This window comes from Paenibacillus taichungensis, assembly GCF_050994985.1.
GTDB classification, from domain to species: Bacteria; Bacillota; Bacilli; order Paenibacillales; family Paenibacillaceae; genus Paenibacillus; species Paenibacillus taichungensis.
Window position 1 is genome coordinate 3409857 of record NZ_CP194720.1, and the last position, 23884, is coordinate 3433740.

The following is a 23884-nucleotide window of genomic DNA, read 5'->3' on the forward strand; positions in this document are numbered from 1 at the left end:
AACATACCTGAATAAGGAGGGATTTTCCATGAATGAATATAAAAAAGAGCGAAAAAACAAAGATCTTGAGCCTGGTGTTAATACAATTCTGCACCCAGATCCGGACAATCCCGGCCCAACCGATATGATTGAAGAGGCCGTAGGAGAAATCGTAGACAATATCACCCATCCTCACAAAGGCAAAACGGCCGAGACCCGCGATACAAACAGCAAATAAATTCAGACCCTCCTTTTGCAAACAGCTTGCGTACAACGCAAAAAGTCCTCCAACCTTAGTCACAACGGTCGGGGACTTTTTTGTTTTTTCTATGAATATGGATGTTCACCATCTGCTTTTTAATTTGCTTTTAAATCTGATTCACCTTGTTTTCCTTTTTCATCTATTGCAATGCCTTGTGAATCCAGATCGCAGCAATCGAACCTTCGCACATGGCAACCGTAGCTTGTTCCGCGTGAAGGCCCAGATCCCCGGCAATCCATACATTAGGCGCGGCCTGCATACTGCGTGGGTTGGTTTCCACGTGTTTATTATCCGCGATGACGGCTCCAAGCTGCTCTGCCAGTTCATAATGTACACGATTGCCTCCAAACGCGATGAATCCACGCTCTGACTCATAAATCTGTCCATCTTCCGTCAGCACACCCGTAATATGACCATCTTCCATCTGTTGCACTTCTTGGACGGCGGCTTCAAGGTAACGAACTCCTGCCTCTTTCATGCTTCGATGAAGCTCAGCAGAGATTGGCGACTGCTCATGGTTAATGTACAACAATTCAGTCGTACGTTGAATCAAAACCATAGCCATATTTGCACCGGCTTCGCCTGCACCCAGCAATATCGTGCGCTGATCCTGAATCTCATATCCATCGCAATCCGGGCACACATATACTGTTCGTCCCAACGTAGGCCTTAATCCCGGAATGGCCGGTATCCTGTCCGTTAGTCCAGTTGCTAGTAGGACTGTTTTTGCCATATATTCAGAGCCGGAAGAGCCGAACAATTGAATTTGTTCTCCCCGGCGTCCTGCCTTTATGATACGGTCTTTCTCAAAAAACACTCCTGTCCGCTCTGCCTGCATTCTTCCTTTGGAGCGCAGCTCTTCACCGGATACTCCATCAGGAAAACCAAGAATATTATGATAGGTTCGGCATAACGTTGATCTGCCTTCTCCTGCGTCCACTACCAACACCCGATGGCAAGAGTAACGCCCCATCTGAATGGCTGCCTGAAGTCCTGCGAGTCCTCCACCTACTATGATGCAATCATACTCTCGCATGCTCCATCTCCCTCCTATGCTTCTATCTCTTATATGTTATTGGACAGTTCACTATCCTTCTATCCATTTACACCGTTCAACCAAAATCAAACGTGATCCATTACAACTTAGCTTTTACCAAAATAAAACAACCCAAACCATCCGTCTAAATAACGGTGCGTTTGGGTCGAAATTTAGGAAGGATTATAATACCGGAATTTAGAAAATGTATGATTCAAATCGTGAAGCATTCGAAATGGCATTCCATACATCTGCCGTCTCTCCGCCCATATACCAGTAGGCCAATCCGGCAATGTTACGTTCTCCGCTCATCATTACTTTCGCGGATAATGAACGACTATCCTCTGCCCAAATATATCTCGGTGTCCCATTACTGTTGTAGCCGATGACATATTGAACCAGCTCTGCATCCCATCGTCTCACGGAACCTGAAGCTCGTGCACGAGTGCCCTGTTCTGACAAGGTGATGTCCCATGAACTGGCAGCCGCATTAACGGAAGACCAATCCCGTGTATACAAAGGTAAAGCCAGAATTGTTTTGGCGCGAACGACCTCAGCGAGCATCGTATCCAGAGCCCTTTCAACCCAAGGAAGAGATGCCACAGACCCTGCTTGTGGATCGCCGTTCCAGTGCTCCTCATATCCCATCAGTACCATATAATCCGATACGGCGCCCAATTTCGCATAATCAAATGCATCGGTCCAGTCTGTCCCCAGATCGGGTGATACATCTACAGACACAACAGCACCCAGCGCATGCAGAGCCGTTGTCAGGGAAGTAATAAATGCAGTCATTCCTTCACGATCAGCTGGCAGTACGTTCTCGAAATCCACGTTAATGCCATCCAGTTTATATGTTTTCACATAAGATGTGACCTGTGAGATCACCGACGCCCGGTTGGATGAGCTCGATAACATCTGGTGAGTAAGGTCGGGGTTCGAACGATTGCCAAGCAACGGCCATACCTGTCGGTCTGTAGCAGATGCCCATGATACTAACGACGTGTCCGTGAGATCTGTGACTTTCATGCTGCTATTCAGGAAAAACCAACGGGGAACCAGTGTGTTTGCTTCCGACTGTTCGATCTGTTTCTTGAACTCAGCAGTAGAGGCGTTATATTGCCATCCTAGCTGAATACCGAGCTGATCCTCGCTTTTCAGCTGATCTGACCAGGTTTTCTTTTGCAAAATGGCATCCAGCATCACTGCTGCCTCTTCTCTGGTCACTTGGTCATGAGGTCGAAACTTGCCATCACTGCCGCGCATCAAGCCAAGTTGATATACGGTCTGCACATAAGGACGCGCCCAGTCGGATATCTCAGCTGCATCGTCATACGTGGATGACAGAAGATTCGTTGATTTGGAGGATTGTTTCAGCATCCTCACCAGCAATGCAGCCGCCTCTTCCCGAGTAATGGAAGCGTTGGGCTGGAACACGCCCTGACTTTTGCCCTCAAGTATGAAAAGATTGGTCATGGCTGCAACGTTTCCGTAGTACCAAGCACTCATGCTAACATCGTTATAAGGATTAATATTGTTTTTAACAGGTTTCAGACCCAGTAGTCTCACAGCAAATGTTGAAAATTCAGCACGAGTGACTGCCTTTTTGGGTTCAAACGTATTCTCGGAGGTGCCGGCAGCAATTCCCGCCTTAACCAGATGTGCAATGGCATCCTTGGCATAACTGGAGCTTGTATCCTTGAACACCTGTTGTGTTGCTGCTGCCTGAGCTGTGGATTCACCGATGGAGATTGATACTATCACCAGTACACCGCACAAAATAGCATTCCATAGCTTTCGCCGGGTACGTTTAAATATTCTATTATTCACATCAAAAAGCCTCGCTTCATTGGAGTACGATCTACATCATCGTATCAAATTGAAGCGAGGCCGTATGTGGTTAAATATTGGGAAATTCGCAGAGCGAGTGCTCCTCCATTTTTTGTGAATCGAGGTCACCTTCGGCTTCTGGCGAAAGTCTTACTTGTGTACTTTTACACGCTCTTCAATCGGTTGGAATTCTTTCTCGCCTGGTGTTGCTGTTGGTTTGCCGAATGGCATTTGTGCGATCAGTCTCCAGTTCTCCGGAATGTTCCACTCTTGTTTGACCTTCTCGTCAATTAACGGGTTATAGTGCTGCAGGGAAGCGCCCAGACCTTCTTGTTCCAAAGCAGTCCAGATCACCAGTTGCAACATACCGTTGGATTGGTTCGCCCAGATCGGGAAGTTATCCGCATAAGCTGCAAAATTTTGTTGAAGCTGCGCAATCACATTGTTGTCTTCGAAGAAGAGTACTGTACCGTATCCGCTGCGGAATCCGGCCATTTTTTCAGCTGTAGATTTAAACGCCTCTTCATTGCCAACCACTTCACGCAAAATTTCTTCGGTGTGATTCCACAATTTGTCGTGTTGTTCACCGAGCAATACTACGGCACGAGATGTTTGTGAGTTGAATGAAGTCGGAGTGTATTTTACCGCTTCTTCCACGATTTCCTGGATTTTAGCATCCGAGATTGTGGATTCCTTGCTGATTCCATAATAAGATCTTCTGTTTTTCAACGCTTCAAAGAAAGATTTAGACATTAAACATTCGCCTCCCAAAATGGTATTTCCTAATTTGCCAACACAGTAACTATAATATAGTAACATACATTAGTCAACAAACTATTTTATTTTCACTAAATGTACATTTTATTTTTTTCAAACAGCTATTGCATAAATCTGATCACTTGGTTTCGCGGTAATCTGCGCGATATTTCTCTTCCGTTGACGAATTGCTCTTGGTCTGATCTTTATTCTTCTCTTCCTGCTTCTCCATGTTCAGATCTTCCATCGGAATGGGGTCCACCGTCTGCTCTTCTTCATGCCGATCAAGCAAACTTTCCTTCTCTGTTGGATACTGCTCCGGATTATCATGGGAACGATCCATATGTGCATCCTTGATATTTTGATCCGGTGTGCGCTCTTTCATTCGTGATTCCTCCTCAGTTTTCATTTACCCTTCTTTTACCTTTTCTGTCTGCCTTCTAAACACGGCGCGAACTATGCGATGAACGTAACAGGTGCATCTATATCTGCATCAGGAGGTAAAAATAGAAAAAAAGCCAACCAGAACGGACTGGTTGACTTCATCTACTTGTATTCAGTTCCATTTTATTGATTACTGGGCGAAGCGGTTGAGTCTGCGAGACTTAATTTGGCTTCAAAAATAATGCTCTCATTCTCTTCAGCCAATCTTCCTCGGACCCACACAGTTCCCTCTGTAACCTCTGAACGCTCAACAATCATTTGCTCCTGCATACGAATCTCACGATGATATGAAATTTGCAGGCGGCTCATACCTGAAGCCAGTTCATCCAGTGTTAATGCATCACAACATACGTCTGCATATCGGGCGTTGTTCATATGACCATTACTGTCTGTGCTGCTGTATTGTACAGTTAAACGATATTGTTCCTGCAAGCTGAGTTCAGAGGGAACTGTCACTTTAGCAGGGGCTTCACCTAAAGATAAATCAGGATGCGATTTCACTTCAAAAGGTAAAGCTGAAGGTCTGACGACTCTGCGTCTCTTTAGATCGACCAATGCCCAAGCCGTACGAGCTTCAGCCAGATGTGTGCCCTCTCGATCTGTGAGGATATAATCCCTTAACCATGTCACACCTTTATTTTCTTTATGCCACGTCTGCAAGGATACTTCTTCTTCCAAGCGGGCTGGGCGTATGATCGTGACATCTGTCGTTAATAGCATCCAGCCCAATCCCTGATCGAGCATCTCCGATACGGTAACTCCCATGCCTGCTAAATCGCGGTCTGCTGCCAACTGCATATGTTCCAGTAAAGCAGATACACGACATTGTGATCTGTAATCGGCATCGGCTGATCCAATTCGGTAATCAAGCTTGAATGGTTTTTCTGATTGCACTTAGTAACCTCCTCAGGCTGTGCAGAAATAATTTCTGATCGGTAACACTACATTAATCAAACGATCGATGTAATCGACTGCGGTACAGATCAGGTGCACACCCTACGCTTTGTTTGAACATGCGACTGAAGTGGGATAAACGTTTGAACCCGGCCAACCGGCTAGCCTCTGTCACACTGATATCCGGCTGGTATTGGAATAACAGCTTGGCCTGATTAATGCGGCGGTCATACACATATTTAAATATGGTACTGCCTGTCATTTCTTTAAACAATCCGGCCAGATAAGGCTTGGACAGATGAAGCTCACTTGCCAGATCATCCAGCCCAATGTCCTCCATATAATGAGTTTCGACATAACCAATGATATGCTGTACATGCCGCTCCTTATCGGAAGAGGGAAGGTGGTCCTCGACCCTGCCTCGGCAGATTCCAGCTATAACATACAGCAGGTCACATAAGCGAACGTTCATGCGTTCCTCTTTGAAATCACCCGAATTCACCATTAGCTGATGCATACTCAGCAGCAAGGCTTCGAATTCGGAGCGAATATTGCCTGTGAGATTGATCCGGCAGTTTCTCAGTTCTTCGAACGGCTTTAACACTTCGCTCACCCGGTCCGGGTGCAGACTGCTGCGGATGGCCGAGGGATCAAAGTGCAGCGTCGTTCGCACATAAGGTCTGCCTGGCATCGGATGTGGCCGATGAAGGGTCATGCCATGCATCAGGACCAGGTCACCCGGTTCAAGGTTGTAGACTCGATCTCCAATCAGATAGGTGCATTCGCCATCATGAAAATAGTACACCTCATATTGCGGATGCGAATGAAATCCATCCGATGCTCCTGGGTCGTACGTGCTGGTGGAGCGATAGCTATATTCCAATGGACCACTAAATTGCATTACACTTGGCACGTTCAAGTACCTCCTGTTCTGGAGAGGTTTCTTACCATTTTACCCGTTTCACATCATGTCGGATAGTACTGGACAAACTTGAAATATAGAAGGCCATGCACATATCCGTTTGTTTGTACGGTACGTGTCATGGCCCTTTAGGATTGTGAAAGATAACTTACAGTAGTTGTTCAATACTCGTCTGGATCTCGTCAATCGAATCAACAGGTTCAAAACGTTTAACCACATGCCCTTCGCCATCAATCAGAAACTTCGTGAAGTTCCACTTGATCGCATCACCATGCAACCATTCCGGCGCTTTGTCCGCCACCATCAGCTTTAGCAGTTTCGCTTGCACATCTGACTCATCAAAACCTGCAAAAGGTCCCGACTTTTTCAAAAAGTCATACAACGGATGCGCCGCTTCTCCATTGACATCCATCTTGGAGAACATGGGGAATTTCACACCATAGTTAATCTGACAAAAGGACTCCGCCTCTTCACTACTTCCCGGTTCTTGCTCCGCAAACTGATTACACGGGAAACCAATGATCTGAAGCCCTTGCTCTTTATACCGATCATAAAGCTTCTGCATATCGTCGAACTGATGTGTGTACTTACACTTGCTCGCTGTATTCACAATCAATACAGGTTTTCCTTCGTATTGATAGAGTGGGAAACGTTCTCCACTCGTTTTGGTTACGCTAAAGTCATAGATGGTTGGCATAAAATTGGTGCACCTCGCGATGTTATGTAGTTATATAGACTCATATGAATTTCTATTATATACGAAATAGAAGATTCTGTATCGTAAAAAAAGCCTATAACTACTGCAACGCTACGAACAAATCAATCTCCTTATTGGGATGATCAGGTTGATATCGTTCATCCCAAATTTCAAAATCATAGTCCTTCAGTTCATATCCCGTTTCACTTATCCATTGGCCATATAAATAATCATATGTAGCATCAAGCTCCGATTCAAACCCTTTGTGCGTACAAGTCACATATTGGCTTTCTTTGACTGCATGAAGAATCATATCAGGTGGGGCAGCGCTGTCTGCGAGTACCTCATAACCAATCAGATGTGTAAATACATCCTCCTTGGGATTGAAATCTGCGTCCATAGGATAAATCTGCATCAATATGACATTATCATTTTTCCGAAGCTGAATCTCCTCTTTTCTTTTGTGCAGTTGTTCATGATGTATCTTGCCAAGACCCGCTTCAAATGCTTCAACCGTGGCTTCAATTTTATACCCTACCACCTGAAAAGCGGGCAAAGTCACAACTTTAGCTTCCATATATGATCCCCTCCTTTTAGAACATGTCATAACTCAATGAATCAAAGCGAAATGTAATCACTCTAAACTTTCGTTGCGTTATTGAATCTATGTATTCCAAATTCTTTGAAATCCGATGTAAGTATCGCCTCTCTCAGTGGGTACAGATTTGGAGTAAATCTGAGTTCGATTCCTTTCTTAAATAATCTCTCTATTAAACCCTCCATGCGGTCTATATGTAGAGGTTTGGTAACTTGATAAGAAATGTAGTATCCCGCCGTTGCATCAAAGCGTTCAAAATTAGTGTCATCGAAATGGTACCTATATATAACCTGATTCATAATCCTCGGATACCATGAACTTTCAACCGTAATGATGATATCCGCATTAGAATGTTTGAAAAACTTCTCGTTATTCTCATCACTTAAAGTGTCTGTCTTTTTACAGATGATTCTCGGGCAATCTCTTAGAAAGTAATATGAATATTCATGAATGCTCTTACATTCCAACAGCGCCCCACTTCCCGTCACATAAAACGACAGAGGTTTCGATTTGTCTTTCGGGGACGTTCCAGTATCGAGTTAATAACTGCTTCTTCTCATCCGATGAAACTAGGGTGAAACCATTTTTCAAATAGAATTTTATAGCCCATTCTGCTGAGTTCCAGGTTCCTATTAATATCGGTTTATCGGTGGATGCCACCAGATGAGCCAACAACTTTGTGCCTATTCCGCTACCGCGTTGGTGAGTTCTTACATATGCGTGCCTGATTAAAGCAACATCACCTTTATCCTGAATTCCCATAACGCCCCATAATCTATTATTTTCTTCAAAGCCCCAGAATACAACGCCATCATGGATTTCCTGATTCAATTCTTGCAATGGCATGTAGGGTTCGTGATAGCGATCCTCAGGAATTACACCCTGGTATGCCTTTGCTGCATCATTAATGATCTCAACCATTGTATCTGCGTCCATGCTGTTGCACAATCTGATCATGGAATATACCTCCTGAAGGTTATAATCTATTCATTGAACTATCTTAATGGATATACTAATTCAATAGGTTCATTGATCAATTCCTCTTTGAAAATATAATTATGATCTGCTCCCACAACACATAGAATTTTCTTACCCGGATTCAAATGATACGTGTTCTTCACACGTTGAATCATGATCTGATTTCGTACGATCCATCTAAAGTTATTTGCTTTTGGATTAATCTGATCCAACCATTCATATTTTTGTTTCGTCATAGTATCAAACGCATCCGAGTTGAAGGGAATCAACCCAACGTCATGTGTATTCATTTGTTTAGCAAACCATTCATCATCGATCTTCTCCAACGTTTTACGCTGCTCTTCTGAGAATCCGTTAAATGGATCAAAATCATTCCAGACATCTAACTCAAACCAGTCAATAGGCACAAACTCTATATTTCGTTCTTCGCATAATGGAAAGATAAGCTCCCAATACTCACTGGCTGGCTCCCCCCAGTATCCCTTATCCTGTTTATCCTTGATATACTTCTTCCAACTCTGGGGATGCACTTCACCGCAGATCATATCCGGGTTGAATTCTGTAATCAGATCCTCATACAGGGTAAGTGAACTATTATATTTTTCTCTTAATTCTTGATTATGAATTGTCCCCAAGATTCCAACGACCGTCATATCATTTCTCCTTTGTAGATGTTATATAATGTTGCTGAGATTCCTATGTAGGTCTATAATCTTTTCTTCAAGAAGTACTGAATAATTCCTTCCGGGTATTCATCGATCATTCCAAACACTTCGTAACCCATCTTCTTGTAAAATTCAGGAGACTGATAAGAAAATGTACTTGTATGTGAAAGTTTGCAACCCTCACTAACAGCAATGCTCTCTGCTTGCATGATTAATGATTTCCCATACCCATTTTCCCTGTATTCTTCATCAATCCAAAAGTTATCAATATATAAAGTATAACAGTACGTAGCACAGAAGATCCCACCTACTGCTTTGCCTGTCTTTTCCCTTAGAAACAAATTGATGCTTTTGCCAGGTTTCTTTAACAGACCATTTGTTTCTCTTAGATTGTATTGATACAGATTGCTACAGACAGCATGGTAATCCTCCTCATGATCTTCAATTACAATTTTCAATTCGTCGTTAACAGCAGGGTTATTCATTTTTGATGTCCTCACGATTTCATAGTATTTGTCTATGATTACATGTTAACAATGTTCAACCTCTTTTTCCAATGATTTCTGAATACCCTTGAAAAATGAAAACTTAAGCAAAAAAGGCCGCCTTTGCAGGCAGCCCTTTACTTGATATAACCTTATTTACGAACGGAGAGAATGAACTTCTCCAGCGATTCTGTATTGGTAATGCTGTGATTACATCCTTGGTTCTCCATGCATACGTATTGACCAATCGCAGAATAATTATCCGGTAAAGCGTTCTTGGTCTTGACCGTGAAGAATGCAAGCTCTTGATGCCGATTACAGAATAGGCAGTACCCCTTCTTGTGTGTCGGCGTTATTCTTCCCTCAATACCGATAAACTGTCCTTCGAACGGATACACAACGAATAATTTATTCGTTGCAATATCTACCCAGCTCAGATATGTTACATATCGAAAATCAATGGATGTTAAATCAGGCATTTTCATCTTTTTGTTCTTCGGAAATAACTTCTGAATTTGTTTCAACGTAATCGGTGGATACAACTCCAGGTATGGTTCTAGTGCTTTCATATACCGTTGAAAATCGTCTGTTGTCTCCAGCGACGAGATTTGCTCCAGCATTTGCTGCTGATTCTCTGTCAGATCCGTAAATGCATCAATGATGTTTGTTGCAGCACTGTATCTTACAGTCTCCAGAACCCTGCGATCCGCGGCGGATTGCACGGTTTTGCGAACAAATTCCGCTTGTCTTTTAATCAAATTATATTGGTGGTTTCTAATAAATGGTGTACTCATAGCTTTCAGCTCCTTATTTTTTGTAAAAAAAATCAATAAGGGCAAAGCCTGTTATTAGAAACGATAATATTAAGTATGGGCGAAAGAATCTAAGCTATCGCGCCCCACGCAAAGTATCGCCCCCGATCAGGCTTTGCATGAGTTATTTCTAGCTAACGAGCAATTCAGCATTGCCATCTGAGTAACCCCCAATCAAATATCATGCGAAAAGTATATCAGAGAACTTCATATGGATCAATTGAAATGAGTTTTCATGGATGTTCTTTTATGCCGTTGTTTTTGATTGTAATATCTGATCATTCACAAATCCTTGTAAGAAGAAAAGCTCATTGTCATTTGCTTTCCGATCATTGGCTGCCTCAAATCGCTCAATCGCTTCCTCTAAGGATGTGGATTTCACAGCATTATTGGCGGAGATGAGCTCTCTCCAATACGTAGCCATCTCCTCCACGTCACAGATCGACTCATGACCAAGCAAGAAATGAACCGCATCATATTGCTGAATGTCCTCAATCATAGGCAATAACTTGTCTTGCTTGACATGATATAACGAATTTGTAGTTGTGTTGTAAGCACTGTCGCCCAGAAAAATGACCTTTTCATCCGGAATATATACAATGGTTGAATCATCGGTATGGGTGCTGCGAATGGTTTCCAGAATACACACTTTATTTCCTAAATCCACATGAAGTGATTCTTCAAAAATGATATCCGGGTGGCTTAATTGAAATGTGTCTCTGTCCGGTATTTCATGTTGTATCGTTTCCATGCACAGTGTGGTCATCTTCTTGGAATGCACATACTCCTGTAGAGAGTGGTCATCGTAAGAATAGTTCCGCCAATCATTCATCTTTTGGTTAGTTAGACTATTCATAATAATCGTAGCTCCGTATTCATTCATTCCTAAAAAATGATCCCAATGGGCATGAGTGATGGCCACATATTTAACGGGCGGAACGTTTAACTTCTCTATCTCATGTAAGAAATCCCTTGCATGTTGAACCGAATTTCCAGCGTCAACGACGAGGCTGTATTTATCACCGCAAACTAACCCCAATGTCGGTCTTTCTTTATCATTTTGGTTAGATAGATAATAGATCGTTTCACTTAATTGATTTAGCATGTTCATTCTCCTCTATAATAAATTCTTGATCATAAGAGAGAAAATCTGCATGCTTATTTAAATCAACATTTAGATTTTCTCATTTTATTTGTTTACCAATGGAATCACCTCCTTTGTTTTTCACATGAACTGAATGTTCCTCATCTCACCAGATGCTCATTTTTCTTTTGCATTAAAAAATGTATCATTGGTGATCTGAAATATTCTGTCTGTTGCCTCATGGTTTATCGGATCCCTGACCAACATACTAAATATTTCTCTAAGTTCTTCTATTCGTGATAAGACTTTGTCTTTGGATCTTTCCTCTCTAAGAGAGATATATAATTGGTTCAAACTAATATCTAAATCATCATTCAGTTTCTCAAAAGAAGTTAGTTCCGATATCGCAGCTGCATTAGACACACTTGATATCATTGATCTATACGTATAATCATTAACAACCATACTAAAGCTGTGCAGGACATTACTTATTTCATATCTGAATGAATTATCAATAGAATTCTGAAGCTCTCTTCTTTGATTTTGAGATTCAACAAATTTAAAACCCAGAATGATTAAGCTCAATGTTAATAAAACTATAATATAAGTACTTATTTTCTTCATTATTGAATAGCTCCTAAAAACCGAAATTTTAACGATGTTATATATTAGACGCTCTTCCAATGTTATAAGTTCGGCTTTTTTCTATGAGCTGTTAGCTGTTCAAAAGCAAATGCAATACGAATACCACTTTTTCAACGTTCTTTAGTGAGCCTCATGATACGATCTTCGAAGTTGATTAATGTGGGCTTGATGATAACGACTGTGGTCAGCCATATGCCAAATACCCCAGCGTATGGTCGCTTGCTTCTCATTCTCATGTCCAAAAGTGACAATCCTCGCTAGATCATCATCCGTTAATTGTGTACACGCGTCCTTTAACATGGTTATGACACCTACATACGTCGACATAAGTGTACTCAAAGATATTTCCTGAACCATCGGAAGTCTGCCATTTTCATCAATCATAGGACCATGTTGCTCTCTTAAGTTTTGAGGAAGTGGTCGTCCCTTTATTCGATAAGCCCAATTCAGATCGACGTAGGTGATATGTTTTATTAATTGAGCGGTACTATTGAAGTTGTTATTAGGTCCTTTATAATCTATTTCTTCTTGCGACATACCTTCCGTGATTCGTTGGAGTCGTTGGCTGTTTTCTATAACCGCAGCAAATAACAACCCAACAACAGGTGACATATTGGCTTCGCCTTTTAAATCATAAAGCACCCTAACGCCTCCTTGAGGTTGTCTTCATCGTTCTTCCCTTAGAATCTCCTTGATTTCTCTTAGTTCTTGCAATATTTCTTTGGTGTACTGATTACTCTTGGAATTATCCATTCCGATTTTCACAACAAAAATACCAAAAAACATAGACACTACCAACATTAATATATTCCCAATAATAACCATCCTTTCCTCAAGCAACAGAAACCCGAGAGATTAGAAACAGCGATGCTGCCCCATTCAAAGAGATCCATTCGGGTTGATAGTTGATTATTTAACCGTGACTACTCATGTACAGGAACATACATCGTTTGTATCTCTTGAACGCCAGGAACAAATCCAAGATTAAAATAAACTGATTCGGCATCATTGCCTTCCATGACATATAACCTTAGAACTGGATACTTGTCTTTAAGAGAAGTCAGGGCTCTTTGCAGCATGTGTGTAGCAAGTCCTTTTCCTCTGTAAGCGGGGTTGACTCCGATGCTGTATACTGCTGCTTGATTATCCTGCAAACAAAGGCGACAGTTGGCTACGAGCTGTCCAGTAACCTTATCATATACAAGTGTAGAAGCTTGCGTTAGGTCCTCGTTGGTAAAATAGATTTCTTCGTTCGGGATAAAGTCTTCAAGGGATGTTTTCTTTCTGCGTAAGGCTTCAAAACCTCCTACAAAGCTGTCAAAGTCACACTGAGCGATTTCATCTTCATTAATGTATTGCTTAGCACCCGTTTCATTCTCAATAATTTCGGGGCTCTTAACTATAAAATCATGATCCCAACGCACATTGAAATGATCTGTCGGGCGCTGCATCCAGCGACATCTGAACTCATCTGGCCAGAATCCAGCCCTCGTAAATAAATGTACTTGATCGGGGAGAATTTCATATATCTTGATACGTTGAGTTGCATCAGACCATTTTATGAGTATTCTTTTAAGAAGCTTCAGTACCTCAAATGAATCATTGAATGGGGGCATAAAGAATAGATGATATAACGTATTGGGTGCCATCCTTACCCCACCGATTTTTGACTCTCCTTTATAAATCCAGAAAGAGTTATTCCGCGAAACATTGAAGTAGTCTTCCTCTCTAAAAAATCCAGTATAGGCCATATTATAATAGACGGAACAATACAGTCCCCATTCTTCGGGCTCAGCCTTTTGAATGGAATATTCATTTGATAAATCATAAGAATAAAGTTCCTCAGACCAATTATTTAATTCCATGCGTCATTCCTCCTCATCAATGCTAACTACCCACAAAATATTTAAGGCATGTGTTATCTGAACATTTCTAGTCCCCTCCTTAAATAACATGTCCTTTGCTATTTAATTGATCAATTCCATCATTAATCTTATTTTTCAGCAGCTCATGAAATTTACTTTCTTCCTTCTTTAAATGCTCCTCAAGGAAAGCAGAGATATACTTATTAATAGTGGAATGCTTTTGTTCTATCCCATCTTCGTTGTAATGTATCGGAATATCGCTAAAAGTCATATGATGAGTACCGTTTAATTTAATAAATGAACTATTCAGATCACTCGAGTTAAACAAAGACTCATACCTACCTAGTAACAAAGGCAATAGGTCTGGAGAGATTTCATTTTCCAGTTCTTCAAACGAGCATTTCTCTTGCCGAGCTACCAATAACGGAATAGTTACTCTCTCTTCCTTACTCGTCGTCATTAAATGGAAACTAGGATCTAATAGAATGCTAGCCTTAATTCTCTTTTCTCTTTTAAGCAATTCATAAGCAGCAGCCCCACCTAATGAATGACCAATGATCCCCATTTCATTCACATCCACTATGGCCTTAAGACCCTTATCTGAATCCAAGACTTTATCTACATTTTTCAAAACCCAACTGATATCTTCAACTCTAAGCTTCAATAATTGTTTCCAAGAATGAATATCTAAACTTTCTATTTCGGATATCTCTTTGGATTGCTGGACAAAGCGACCGTCAGGAAAAATGGAAAATATAGATTCATGAGTGGCTCCTATAGTAATGACAACAAATCCGCACCCGACTAAATGTTCTACACAAAAGGAATACATATCTCTAACGACACCAAAAGCCGGAGCTACAAAAATAATGGGACAGTTTTTAGCCGTAATATCAACACTCTCATCATTATGTATTTTTGTATCCAGATTACATATATAATCCTTATCCACTCCCATACTAGAGAGCATATCAACAGCGGAAGAGATATTAGGTTCAAATAACGAAATATACTTCGACTCATGCTCCACTGGATTGGAAGGATAGTATATACTAATGAGCACTTCTCTGGTTTCCTTACTTATCGGATCAATACGTGATTCATCCTTTAAAACAAAAACCTTTTTTCCAACAGTCATTGCATTCACCCTTATAATATTTGTAGATTGACTTGAATGTATGATTCCATAACTTCATTGATTAGCCTTAAATTCATTTTATAATTAACTCTTCAGGCATTATCCAAAATTGATTTGTTTCTTTATTAAGTTTTAAGTGAATTGTTTGTTGTTCACCTTTCTTCAAGCGTTTGTAGCTTGTGCCCATACTGAAGATACTTCTTCCTGGGGTCCATTGCAGTCCACTCACTTGTCTATTATGATGCACTACTAAATACTCATTAGCTTTAATTTCATTTCCCTCAACAAGATTACTGGAGGTATTATTAAATAAGATGTTTACAATTTTTATCTTGGTAGAGACTCTGTCTCCTAGTATATTTTGTTTACCTGTTCCTTCAACTAAAACCTCCACATCAGCTTGGGATGAAACGAATTCATAAATGGCCAATTCTTGACTCGTTCGATCAAGCACTATGTATTGATTCAATATTAAATATACACCAATGATTCCAGATACAATGAGTGATAAAGCAACTACTATCTTCCGCCTTCTCTTCACCGAAAATACCTCCAATATTTTCCAGGTTGCATATTATGTTTGTTAATCCATGCCCTCACCAGTTTAAATTCTTCAAAGAAACGGCAACGATGCTTTTAAGCGGTGAGGGCAGCTTAACATTTCCGTCTTATGCTTCTGGATAAAGGTCTGTTGATAAATATCGTTCACCTGTATCCGGAAATAGAACAACTATACTTTTATTTTTATTCTCTGGCCTTTTTGCAATTTGCACTGCTGCATATGCAGCAGCACCAGACGAAATACCAACTAATAACCCTTCGGATTTAGCTAAAAAACGTGCTGTTTCAAATGCATCTTCATTGCTTACCTGTACGATCTCATCAACTACAGATCTATTAAAATTGTCGGGAACAAAACCGGCACCAATTCCTTGAATGGTATGCACTCCTTTAGTACCTCCAGAAAGTACCGGGGAATCCGAAGGCTCTACAGCTATAATCTTCACATCTTCTTTTCTTTGTTTAAGTGCTTCGCCAACTCCTGATATGGTTCCGCCTGTACCAACTCCACCAATAAAAATATCCACTTTGCCTTCGGTATCTCTCCAAATCTCCTCTGCGGTTGTTACCTTATGTACTTGTGGATTTGCTGGATTTTTAAACTGTTGAGGTATAAATGAATTAGGGATTGTAGCCGCAATTTCTTCAGCCTTTTTGATGGCTCCAGACATTCCTTCTGTGGCAGGTGTAAGAACTAGTTCTGCTCCCAGAGCGATCAACAGCTTCCTACGTTCTACACTGAAACTCTCAGGTAGTGTTATGATTAATCTGTATCCTAATGCAGCAGCTGCAAAAGCAAGTCCTACACCTGTATTTCCGCTAGTCGGTTCTATGATCACTGAATTTTGGTTAATTAACCCCTTCTCTTCAGCATCTTTAATCATTCCATATCCGATTCTATCTTTTACACTACCTGCTGGATTAAAGTATTCCAATTTAGCAATGATCTTCGCCTCGACTTGATACTTTCTCGCAAAATTAGAAAGCTCAAATAGCGGTGTATTTCCAATCAGATCTGTAAGATTCTTCGCAATATTAGTCATGGTCATACCTCCAAAATACATTTCCAACTAAATTAGTTGGTTTTAATATCACGTTATCATTTATGGTAAAATAATACAACTATTGAACTTCTACTTTATAACATAGGAAAGCAAGAGTTATTAAACTGAGCGTGAAACCTTTGTTATAAAATTCTCATCTAAAAATAGAGATCAAAGTTCCAATACTGTTATGAGCTCGTCATGGCACACTTCACCATTTTCAAGGAATCCAAAGCTCTCATATAGCTTTTTGGCAGCCAAGTTATCAGGACTATATGGAATCCAACAATAACGTGCAGGTCCAGCTGGGAAAGTTCGAATAAACTCCAATATTTTCTTTAATGCTTCCCGGCCATAACCCATACTCTGGTACTGCTTGTCAATCATCAGTCGCAAAATACAATAGCTATTGTCAGCAATGACAGGAAGATCATAACCCGTGATTCCGTAAGTTATCATTACAAAACCTACAGGTTGCTCATCTGCGTAAATTGCAAGTGGGAATGGGGAGCCGCCATTGGTTGCAAGAACATAACACGATGCTACACTTGATAGGTTTGATGCAACATATTGTCGCTGCTCTTCTGAAACTTCCAAGTTAAATATAGATCGTCGGTTATCTAGTGTTATTTTTCTGAGCGTAATCATGCAGACTCTCTCCTCACCAAACATTATAGATTTAAGCGGTTTCAAGGTAATACCCAGTTACTCTTATTGGATCTTCTTTCTCATATACAAAGCTATTTCTTCGTTTTGACTATGATTATTTGAATATAGTGATACATCAATTCCTTCAATTTGATAACCACATTGCTTGTAAAAATGAATGGCTGGAACATTCGTATTCTGGGTTTCTAACGTGATCGCTCTGAAACCTTGTTCCTGGGCAATCTCATTCACTTTATTGATCAACAGTCTCCCATATCCTTTTCTTATGTATTTTTCATTCACCTGAAGATGCCATATCATCAGCGTATTATTCCAAGTTTGTGGTTCAGAAATGGCGAGCGCTATGATTTTCCCATCTATATATATTCCATAAGAAAATCCCAGTTGTATGATTTCTTCATATCGTTCCAAATCATCTGTGCTGTTCAATTCTTCTTTTTCGTAGATGTCATCCAAATTTATCAACTTTAAATTCATACTAAAGGAATCTTGTGTCTCTTTTCTGGTAAGCTCATATTTTTGAGTTGATTTATATCCAAAGCTTCCAAGTTGAAGCCAATCTTCATTGGATAGTTTCTCTATTTTTTTGATCTCCATTACATCACCTCAGAATTAAAATACTTTACGATTTGCTTATAACGTTGTTTCATTCTTGCTTATATCTCTTCTTTCGACCTTAATTTCCATATTCCTGCATCCCTACTTATTGTTTCCTATCTGCAAAATTAATAATTCTCAAAAGAAAATAATAATAATCCCGACAGGACAAACCTGGCGGGATTTCGTTTGAATAGATATCGAAATTAGTTGTTACGTAGCAACTACATGGTTCATCTCTTCATTTGCCATAAAGTCAGAACGATTCACATAATACAAATCATAGATTTGTTCCGTATTGTTTATCAACTTATACACTTCGTGGTGAATATCAATGACTAATTTGACATAAGGCAATTTTCCAACCGCTTTCTTGGATCGAATGTTTTGTTTTCGAATTTTAAGAAAGACTGTTTCAATTTCATGTTGAAGAAACAACTCAGCGAAGAAGGCTTCCTTTGCTCGTTGATTGTAACCTTTTCCGAAATAAGGGGCTCCAATCCATGTTGCAAGAAAACCTGTATTATGTTCCATGTGATATAAATCAATGGTTCCGATGGGATGTCCCAGCTCATTAAGGATCGTTCTGGAAATACATGTGTTTTGCTCTTCTTCATCAATCACCTGTTTAGTAGCAAATAAATATTCCTCATAAGATCGGCACTTATGACGAACGTATGGAAAAACAGCGGGGTCGACCATTAAATCATGCAGTGAGTGGCATTCGTGCAAGTCTCGTTTTTTTAACATTTAAACGACCACCTAGTCCTTTTAGTTCGCTGAGTCAAACAAACTAAGTATATAAAAGGACGTGTGGAATTTAATGAATTCTATATTGCTTTTATGTAAAATTCATCATAGAAATGTTTTCCAGATTACTTGACTGAACGTAACGAATATCGTCTGATTTTTGGAATCATTGACCCGTCGAAACAACCTCACTATCATCGGTTTAGCTAGTCCACTCATCTTCGCTAACATCATTTCATGCCCATGGATAAAATTTTTGGTTCGAGGAAACATTAATCATACTACTTATCCTTGGGAGTGATGTTATGCTGTACCTTATCAGCTTTGTGCTCATGTTTGCTGGCTTAGCCTGTATCAACATTATTTTTTCATATCAAAGTAAGCATATTGACACTCAGTTCTGGTCCACATTTAAATTCCATCTTTGGATGCTGCCTTTATTTCTCGCCGCTAATCTGAGCGTAGGATACGGCGTCAAGTTTGGAATGAAAGCTGTCAGCCAACTGGGCTATGTTCTGGTCATTGCCAAATGCATAGAAGTGCTCATCTCCATATGGATGGGATATTGGTTTATGAAGGAAGTACCTTCTTGGAAAACGTGGATTGGGCTTGTGGTCATCATCATCGGTGTTGTACTGGTTAAACAGAAGTAGGAGTCTTTCTCCGATATATCATCACTGCACCTCTTTCGTTAAATTAAAAAACGAATCGATATACAATTTCATCATCATATACGTCTCCGGTCTCTGAAAATCCCATTTTTTCATAAAGTTTTCTGGCAACTCCATTATCTGCACACACCGTTAAATTCAGACACTTGCTATGGACATAGTTCTCTTTTATATAGCTAAGTACTGCATCTAGCGTTGCTCTTCCATATCCTTTACCTTGGTAGCTTACATCGATCATAAAACCATTTAACCAATAGGACCAAGCTGTTGTTTCATCGACTGTGATCATAACAAAACCCACTAAGGTATCCTCCGTGTTATATATGCAAAATGGTAGATACTTGTACTCATCCCCATCTGGACGAATGTGCACCTTCGCTAGGGACACGGCTACTGATGGAACATAATGATTTTGATTGGCTTGAACTTGTAAATTTAATGCATCTTTCCAATTCTCTCTAGTAGTAGGTATTAATCTGATCACAATATATCACTCGTTTCGTTTTTTTTATTTCAATTAACCCCAGTCACCAAAATGTTTCTCAAGGAACCTTACTTCCTTCTCATAATGAGCCAGATGACCCTCTTCAACCATTTTGATAAAAGCTGTTTCTCCTGACGCCGCCCGATCAGATAGTGTGGTACACATGAAATGAATTCGAGAAATCACCCATTCCTTCAGATCTGTCGGCACATCCATACCATAAGCGTTAAAAAATAACGCTATACGTCTTTTCCGCTCAGATGCATGATCCTGTTTATTATATGGAACGACTTCTCTTTCATCTTTACCCGGTGAAAAACCTGCTAATGGGACAGAGGTATACAAGCTGTAAACGATATCCCATAGACGCGGACCAGGCCCTGCCATGTCAAAATCGATGATTCCTACAGGCAGCCGATCTTTAAATACAACGTTATACAATGCAAAATCGTTATGGCAGACTACTTCTTCCTCTGAAGATATCAATGGGCAATTATTTAAAGAAACCGTAGATGTAACAAAATCCACTGTAGCATCATGATAGCTTTTTAAAAGTTTCGCTATTTTGTCTAAGGTCTCATCAGACCACATATAACTTTCAATCTCAGGATATTCATTCCCCGAAACCACACCATCCAGGTAAGAAAGGATTTCTCTGCCATGCTCATCTACTCCCAAATATTTAGGGGAATGCGCATAGCCCACCTTTTCAAGGTGCTTAAGCAATTCATATATATACGGATTCGGTATAGCATCACGCCGAACTGTGCTACCTACTTTTACAACCTTATTCACATTGCCTCCGTTTAGGGCTTCTTCGTACTCAGGCAAAATGAACCCCTCCTAAGATCGGTTTTGTGTGTACCTATTTGTTTTATCCTTTCTGGGATTCCCAGGGAATCCAGCAATCAATAACACAAATCCGACGAAAAATAAGAAATATACGAGAAAACCTGTGAAACCATTATCACTTGCTGGGATTATCTCGCGTGTTTTCCCACCTGAAGCGTATCCCGCTTCCACTATGGCTGTAGATATTCTCACGGAAATTCTATCTAAGGTTGAAATAAAAATACTGCTAATCATGAGAACCGCACCCAGGATTTTATTTGTATTGTTCATGAGCTACCTCCTAATTCAATCCAGTTTTTATCTTTCCGTCCATGCTGTTCGGATATATCCCAACTTCATGCCCACATGCTCCATATTTCGATGGCTTTGAGATAAAAAAGAACATTGCCCTACCACCAGATTACATTCCTTATTCAAGGCTTCCGTTATTCTTCTATTCAAAAGCTGCTGATGTACACCCTGATTTCTAAACTCAGGTAATGTTGCTGCAAAGGTTAAGGATGCCTTTTGATTTTTAATAAACAGAACACTTACCGCTGCAGGAATGTCATTGACATATGCGATGTAAAATTTCCAACCTGGACGGTGATAAAGAACCTTATTATTCTGGGCGACATAAGGGATACCATCATCCGACAAACCGGTCCCCCTGCAATGAATGGTCGCGTATAGCTCGAATTGATCCTCTTCAAGTTCTTGAATATGGATATGATCTGAGTGATTCTTTTTTTCTTCTGGTTTGATGATCAGAGATGAATGAAATCCCGATGTATACATGCCTAAGTCGGTTAAATGTTTCAAGAAGTTCTGATCCACCACAGATGGAATGACTTCGAACTGAACCTTTCGATCACGCTGTCTATAAAAATCAATGATAGCATCCAGATGTTCCAGATCATTATTCGTTAAGCCCTTCACTGTATTGAACGTGGGCCATGGCATGGTTTTACTGTAGAAACAGATGGCATTTCCAAATTGCTGAACCTCAATTCCTTCCGGATTGTTGTCCCGACTCTGAATAGCAAGCATCCGATCTGTCATATAATCGATTTCAGAGAGTTCAATTTCTTTAATTAAATCTATGGATGGAATCAGTCGATTCATGTCTTTACCTCCAAATAAAAGTACGGGAACTCCATTTTAATCCCCATCAAAATAATTCATTACATGGCCTATACTTTACAATGGTAAGATGCTCCCACTCCTTATACAGCTGCTCTTTAGAGAGTATCTTCCATGGGTTGAATATCGTTTGCCCATCTTTATTGAAATATAGTTCTTCTCCCAGATGATATGCTGCATGTTGAATGATCCCATTCTCATCTGTCCATAGGACAACGTCCCCATGATGTAGTTCGTCAGTTAATAACTCCTCGTAATCATACTTTTTTAATTTCTCTAGAAACGTTTTTTGATGTACCCATTCATAGATAAACCACTCCTGTTTCCCTTTGGAGATTGCAAACAAGACAGCTGCGAGGCAATTTGCACCTTGGGAACTAGCAAACGAATTGGCATATGGTTTTAGAAAATCAGGTAGCGACTCAGGTGGCTTCTCACATTCCCCTTTATCCCACCATTCGTAAACCAATGTCGTAAGTATCTGTTCTTTACAAGATTTGTCTAGATTTTCCCACATGAAGCGCTGAAGGATAACGTGCCCATCAATCACATAGCTTGCAGGTATTTCCGCCAAATCATGTACAAATTTAACAGGGAAAACATGCCCTCTACCACTGTCCACTTGTGCATTTAATAAAAATCGTTTCTGTTCTTCGGGAATCGCTTCTATCCATTCTTTATCCGCAATGATTACATAATCATCGTTCTTAATATTCCAGTACTCATAACCGTTCACATAATTCACTTGCCTATATGTGCTGTGGTTATAGAACTCCTCTTTTGGCATTAAAAGTACATCGGTAAAGTCAAATTCATAATCAAGATGTTCTTTTGATAGGAAAAACAAATCTTTTTCCGGTACATAACAATCCATCCATGAAAGTAAAACTTTTTTACCCGGTTTAATTTTCAATATGTATTCCTCCGCGTTGGGTTTGAATTTTATATTTCCACTTTATTTCTCACTACTCCGTAGTAAATCAGATCCTCATACCGGTCTTCTTTCTTGACATGATCCATCAGTATTCCTTCTTGTATCATGCCAATCTTCTGTATAACTTGTCCGGATGCCGGGTTAGAAGCAAAGTGTCGCGCATATACCTTATGATATTTTTTTACATCAAAAGCGAAGTCTAACATGGCTTTAGCTGCTTCCGTTGCATAACCTTTTCCCCAAAACGGCTGACCTACCCAATAAGATACCTCCCCGTTATCGTAACGTTGTTGATTAGATAATGCTATTGCCCCGTACAAATCACCTGTTTCCCTATCACAAATAGCAAATTCATAACATTTATCCGCATTAAAATTTTCGTTATGGTGCTCTATCCAAGACAATGCACAATCTAATGTATATGGGTAGGGTAATGTGAGTGTGCTCTTATAAATGTTGTAGTCATTACATAGTCTGGTAACGGTTTCAGCATCTGATTACGTAAATAATCTTAACAGCAGCCTTTCTGTGGTCATCGTTTTATTGAGATCGTTGTACACCATACTATCCCCGCCTTTTTTTATGAAAATGGATCATTGCACCTTCAAAATGACCGATTTCTGTTTATTTCAATTTCATTTTATATATCACTTCACCATCCTGATTTTCCAATTCCTGATCAATAAATCCTATCTTCTCATATAAGGCTCTTGCATGTGCATTACTTTTTTCTACGGTTAGTGAGATGATTTGACATTGGGGATGCTTTTCCTGGATACATTCAAGTATCGTATAAAGTGATTGATTCCCTAATCCTTTTCCTTGATAGTCCTTATCTATTTGAAATCCTCCAATCCAATAATTATCCGTACTTGCTGGTGTGTAGGATAAATAGAAAAAACCGAAAGCTTTATCGCCTTCACGCAAAAGATATGGATCAAAAGCTGCATCCCACGGCTTCACGTAGGCATATGCTAAAGATTCGATGACCGTCGGTACAAGATTTACTTGCGTTTCAAGTAAAGATATCGCGATCGCCTCTTCCCAATTCGTTTTATCGATTGGTTCTATAGTAATTGGGTTCATTCAAATATCCCTTTCGTTTGCCGAA

The 23884-nt window shown here is 40.1% G+C and carries 32 protein-coding genes and 1 pseudogene; 2 read left to right on the forward strand and 31 right to left on the reverse strand.

Features of this window, described 5'->3' with window-relative positions:
• Positions 1 to 28: 28 nt before the first annotated feature.
• A complete protein-coding gene (locus ACR1R9_RS14985) occupies positions 29 to 217 on the forward strand; it encodes a hypothetical protein (RefSeq protein WP_099852957.1) in 189 nt (62 codons plus the stop codon).
• 163 nt (positions 218 to 380) lie between these two features.
• Here ACR1R9_RS14985 and ACR1R9_RS14990 read toward each other — a convergent pair whose 3' ends face one another.
• The 24 genes from ACR1R9_RS14990 to ACR1R9_RS15105 form a co-directional block, all read right to left on the reverse strand.
• A complete protein-coding gene (locus ACR1R9_RS14990) occupies positions 381 to 1277 on the reverse strand; it encodes an NAD(P)/FAD-dependent oxidoreductase (protein ID WP_433923285.1) in 897 nt (298 codons plus the stop codon).
• 198 nt (positions 1278 to 1475) lie between these two features.
• The gene (locus tag ACR1R9_RS14995; RefSeq protein WP_433923284.1) at positions 1476 to 3107 is read right to left on the reverse strand and encodes an S-layer homology domain-containing protein; all 1632 of its coding nucleotides are present in this window, start codon (positions 3105 to 3107) and stop codon (positions 1476 to 1478) included.
• A gap of 150 nt (positions 3108 to 3257) precedes the next feature.
• The gene (locus ACR1R9_RS15000) at positions 3258 to 3860 is read right to left on the reverse strand and encodes a nitroreductase family protein (RefSeq protein WP_433923283.1); all 603 of its coding nucleotides are present in this window, start codon (positions 3858 to 3860) and stop codon (positions 3258 to 3260) included.
• A gap of 142 nt (positions 3861 to 4002) precedes the next feature.
• Entirely contained in the window at positions 4003 to 4248 is a 246-nt protein-coding gene (locus ACR1R9_RS15005) for a hypothetical protein (RefSeq protein ID WP_175381269.1), read from the reverse strand.
• Between the two features lie 182 nt (positions 4249 to 4430).
• Positions 4431 to 5201, reverse strand: coding sequence for an acyl-ACP thioesterase domain-containing protein (locus ACR1R9_RS15010; RefSeq protein WP_175381270.1), 771 nt, complete (start codon positions 5199 to 5201; stop codon positions 4431 to 4433).
• Positions 5202 to 5253: 52 nt separating this feature from the next.
• On the reverse strand, positions 5254 to 6114 hold the full coding sequence (locus ACR1R9_RS15015) for an AraC family transcriptional regulator (RefSeq protein WP_433923282.1): 861 nt from the start codon (positions 6112 to 6114) through the stop codon (positions 5254 to 5256).
• Between the two features lie 157 nt (positions 6115 to 6271).
• Positions 6272 to 6820: a glutathione peroxidase gene (locus ACR1R9_RS15020; protein ID WP_076289649.1), complete on the reverse strand. Its 549-nt coding sequence runs from the start codon at positions 6818 to 6820 to the stop codon at positions 6272 to 6274.
• A gap of 100 nt (positions 6821 to 6920) precedes the next feature.
• Complete coding sequence (locus ACR1R9_RS15025; protein ID WP_433923281.1) at positions 6921 to 7397, reverse strand: GyrI-like domain-containing protein; 477 nt, start codon at positions 7395 to 7397, stop codon at positions 6921 to 6923.
• Between the two features lie 62 nt (positions 7398 to 7459).
• Complete coding sequence (locus ACR1R9_RS15030) at positions 7460 to 7906, reverse strand: DUF6886 family protein (RefSeq protein WP_433923280.1); 447 nt, start codon at positions 7904 to 7906, stop codon at positions 7460 to 7462.
• On the reverse strand, positions 7875 to 8375 hold the full coding sequence (locus ACR1R9_RS15035) for a GNAT family N-acetyltransferase (protein WP_175381273.1): 501 nt from the start codon (positions 8373 to 8375) through the stop codon (positions 7875 to 7877). Before ACR1R9_RS15035 ends, ACR1R9_RS15030 begins: the two co-directional genes overlap by 32 nt.
• A 38-nt stretch (positions 8376 to 8413) precedes the next feature.
• Positions 8414 to 9049 (reverse strand): hypothetical protein, encoded by a 636-nt coding sequence (locus ACR1R9_RS15040; RefSeq protein ID WP_433923279.1) that lies wholly within the window; start codon positions 9047 to 9049, stop codon positions 8414 to 8416.
• A gap of 53 nt (positions 9050 to 9102) precedes the next feature.
• Complete coding sequence (locus ACR1R9_RS15045; protein ID WP_433923278.1) at positions 9103 to 9546, reverse strand: GNAT family N-acetyltransferase; 444 nt, start codon at positions 9544 to 9546, stop codon at positions 9103 to 9105.
• Positions 9547 to 9698: 152 nt separating this feature from the next.
• Entirely contained in the window at positions 9699 to 10340 is a 642-nt protein-coding gene (locus tag ACR1R9_RS15050; protein ID WP_076289644.1) for a FusB/FusC family EF-G-binding protein, read from the reverse strand.
• Between the two features lie 265 nt (positions 10341 to 10605).
• On the reverse strand, positions 10606 to 11463 hold the full coding sequence (locus ACR1R9_RS15055) for an MBL fold metallo-hydrolase (RefSeq protein WP_433923277.1): 858 nt from the start codon (positions 11461 to 11463) through the stop codon (positions 10606 to 10608).
• Positions 11464 to 11619: 156 nt separating this feature from the next.
• Entirely contained in the window at positions 11620 to 12066 is a 447-nt protein-coding gene (locus ACR1R9_RS15060; RefSeq protein WP_433923276.1) for a hypothetical protein, read from the reverse strand.
• A gap of 141 nt (positions 12067 to 12207) precedes the next feature.
• Positions 12208 to 12729: a DinB family protein gene (locus ACR1R9_RS15065; protein WP_433923275.1), complete on the reverse strand. Its 522-nt coding sequence runs from the start codon at positions 12727 to 12729 to the stop codon at positions 12208 to 12210.
• A 24-nt stretch (positions 12730 to 12753) separates the two neighbouring features.
• Complete coding sequence (locus tag ACR1R9_RS15070; protein WP_281364820.1) at positions 12754 to 12879, reverse strand: hypothetical protein; 126 nt, start codon at positions 12877 to 12879, stop codon at positions 12754 to 12756.
• 131 nt (positions 12880 to 13010) lie between these two features.
• Positions 13011 to 13952 carry a GNAT family N-acetyltransferase gene (locus ACR1R9_RS15075; RefSeq protein WP_433923274.1) on the reverse strand — a complete coding sequence of 314 codons (942 nt, stop codon included), beginning with the start codon at positions 13950 to 13952 and terminating at the stop codon, positions 13011 to 13013.
• 79 nt (positions 13953 to 14031) lie between these two features.
• The gene (locus tag ACR1R9_RS15080) at positions 14032 to 15090 is read right to left on the reverse strand and encodes a hypothetical protein (RefSeq protein WP_433923707.1); all 1059 of its coding nucleotides are present in this window, start codon (positions 15088 to 15090) and stop codon (positions 14032 to 14034) included.
• Between the two features lie 73 nt (positions 15091 to 15163).
• Positions 15164 to 15631, reverse strand: coding sequence for a hypothetical protein (locus ACR1R9_RS15085; protein WP_433923273.1), 468 nt, complete (start codon positions 15629 to 15631; stop codon positions 15164 to 15166).
• Positions 15632 to 15758: 127 nt separating this feature from the next.
• A complete protein-coding gene (cysK, locus tag ACR1R9_RS15090) occupies positions 15759 to 16694 on the reverse strand; it encodes a cysteine synthase A (protein WP_433923272.1) in 936 nt (311 codons plus the stop codon).
• A 171-nt stretch (positions 16695 to 16865) separates the two neighbouring features.
• Positions 16866 to 17342 (reverse strand): GNAT family N-acetyltransferase, encoded by a 477-nt coding sequence (locus tag ACR1R9_RS15095; RefSeq protein ID WP_433923271.1) that lies wholly within the window; start codon positions 17340 to 17342, stop codon positions 16866 to 16868.
• 63 nt (positions 17343 to 17405) lie between these two features.
• The gene (locus ACR1R9_RS15100; RefSeq protein ID WP_433923270.1) at positions 17406 to 17960 is read right to left on the reverse strand and encodes a GNAT family N-acetyltransferase; all 555 of its coding nucleotides are present in this window, start codon (positions 17958 to 17960) and stop codon (positions 17406 to 17408) included.
• A 213-nt stretch (positions 17961 to 18173) separates the two neighbouring features.
• Positions 18174 to 18710, reverse strand: coding sequence for a GNAT family N-acetyltransferase (locus tag ACR1R9_RS15105; RefSeq protein WP_076289633.1), 537 nt, complete (start codon positions 18708 to 18710; stop codon positions 18174 to 18176).
• Between the two features lie 305 nt (positions 18711 to 19015).
• Here ACR1R9_RS15105 and ACR1R9_RS15110 point away from each other — a divergent pair, with 305 nt between their 5' ends.
• Complete coding sequence (locus tag ACR1R9_RS15110) at positions 19016 to 19363, forward strand: hypothetical protein (protein WP_063563286.1); 348 nt, start codon at positions 19016 to 19018, stop codon at positions 19361 to 19363.
• Positions 19364 to 19406: 43 nt separating this feature from the next.
• Here ACR1R9_RS15110 and ACR1R9_RS15115 read toward each other — a convergent pair whose 3' ends face one another.
• The 7 genes and pseudogenes from ACR1R9_RS15115 to ACR1R9_RS15145 form a co-directional block, all read right to left on the reverse strand.
• Positions 19407 to 19868: a GNAT family N-acetyltransferase gene (locus ACR1R9_RS15115; RefSeq protein WP_433923706.1), complete on the reverse strand. Its 462-nt coding sequence runs from the start codon at positions 19866 to 19868 to the stop codon at positions 19407 to 19409.
• A 30-nt stretch (positions 19869 to 19898) separates the two neighbouring features.
• Positions 19899 to 20696 carry a phosphotransferase gene (locus ACR1R9_RS15120; protein WP_433923268.1) on the reverse strand — a complete coding sequence of 266 codons (798 nt, stop codon included), beginning with the start codon at positions 20694 to 20696 and terminating at the stop codon, positions 19899 to 19901.
• Between the two features lie 12 nt (positions 20697 to 20708).
• Positions 20709 to 20987 carry a hypothetical protein gene (locus ACR1R9_RS15125; protein ID WP_063563283.1) on the reverse strand — a complete coding sequence of 93 codons (279 nt, stop codon included), beginning with the start codon at positions 20985 to 20987 and terminating at the stop codon, positions 20709 to 20711.
• A gap of 27 nt (positions 20988 to 21014) precedes the next feature.
• Entirely contained in the window at positions 21015 to 21821 is an 807-nt protein-coding gene (locus ACR1R9_RS15130) for a GNAT family N-acetyltransferase (RefSeq protein WP_433923267.1), read from the reverse strand.
• A gap of 46 nt (positions 21822 to 21867) precedes the next feature.
• A complete protein-coding gene (locus ACR1R9_RS15135) occupies positions 21868 to 22752 on the reverse strand; it encodes a hypothetical protein (protein WP_433923266.1) in 885 nt (294 codons plus the stop codon).
• A gap of 29 nt (positions 22753 to 22781) precedes the next feature.
• Positions 22782 to 23336: pseudogene (locus tag ACR1R9_RS15140) on the reverse strand (GNAT family N-acetyltransferase).
• A gap of 61 nt (positions 23337 to 23397) precedes the next feature.
• Positions 23398 to 23859: a GNAT family N-acetyltransferase gene (locus ACR1R9_RS15145; RefSeq protein WP_433923265.1), complete on the reverse strand. Its 462-nt coding sequence runs from the start codon at positions 23857 to 23859 to the stop codon at positions 23398 to 23400.
• Positions 23860 to 23884: the final 25 nt, after the last annotated feature.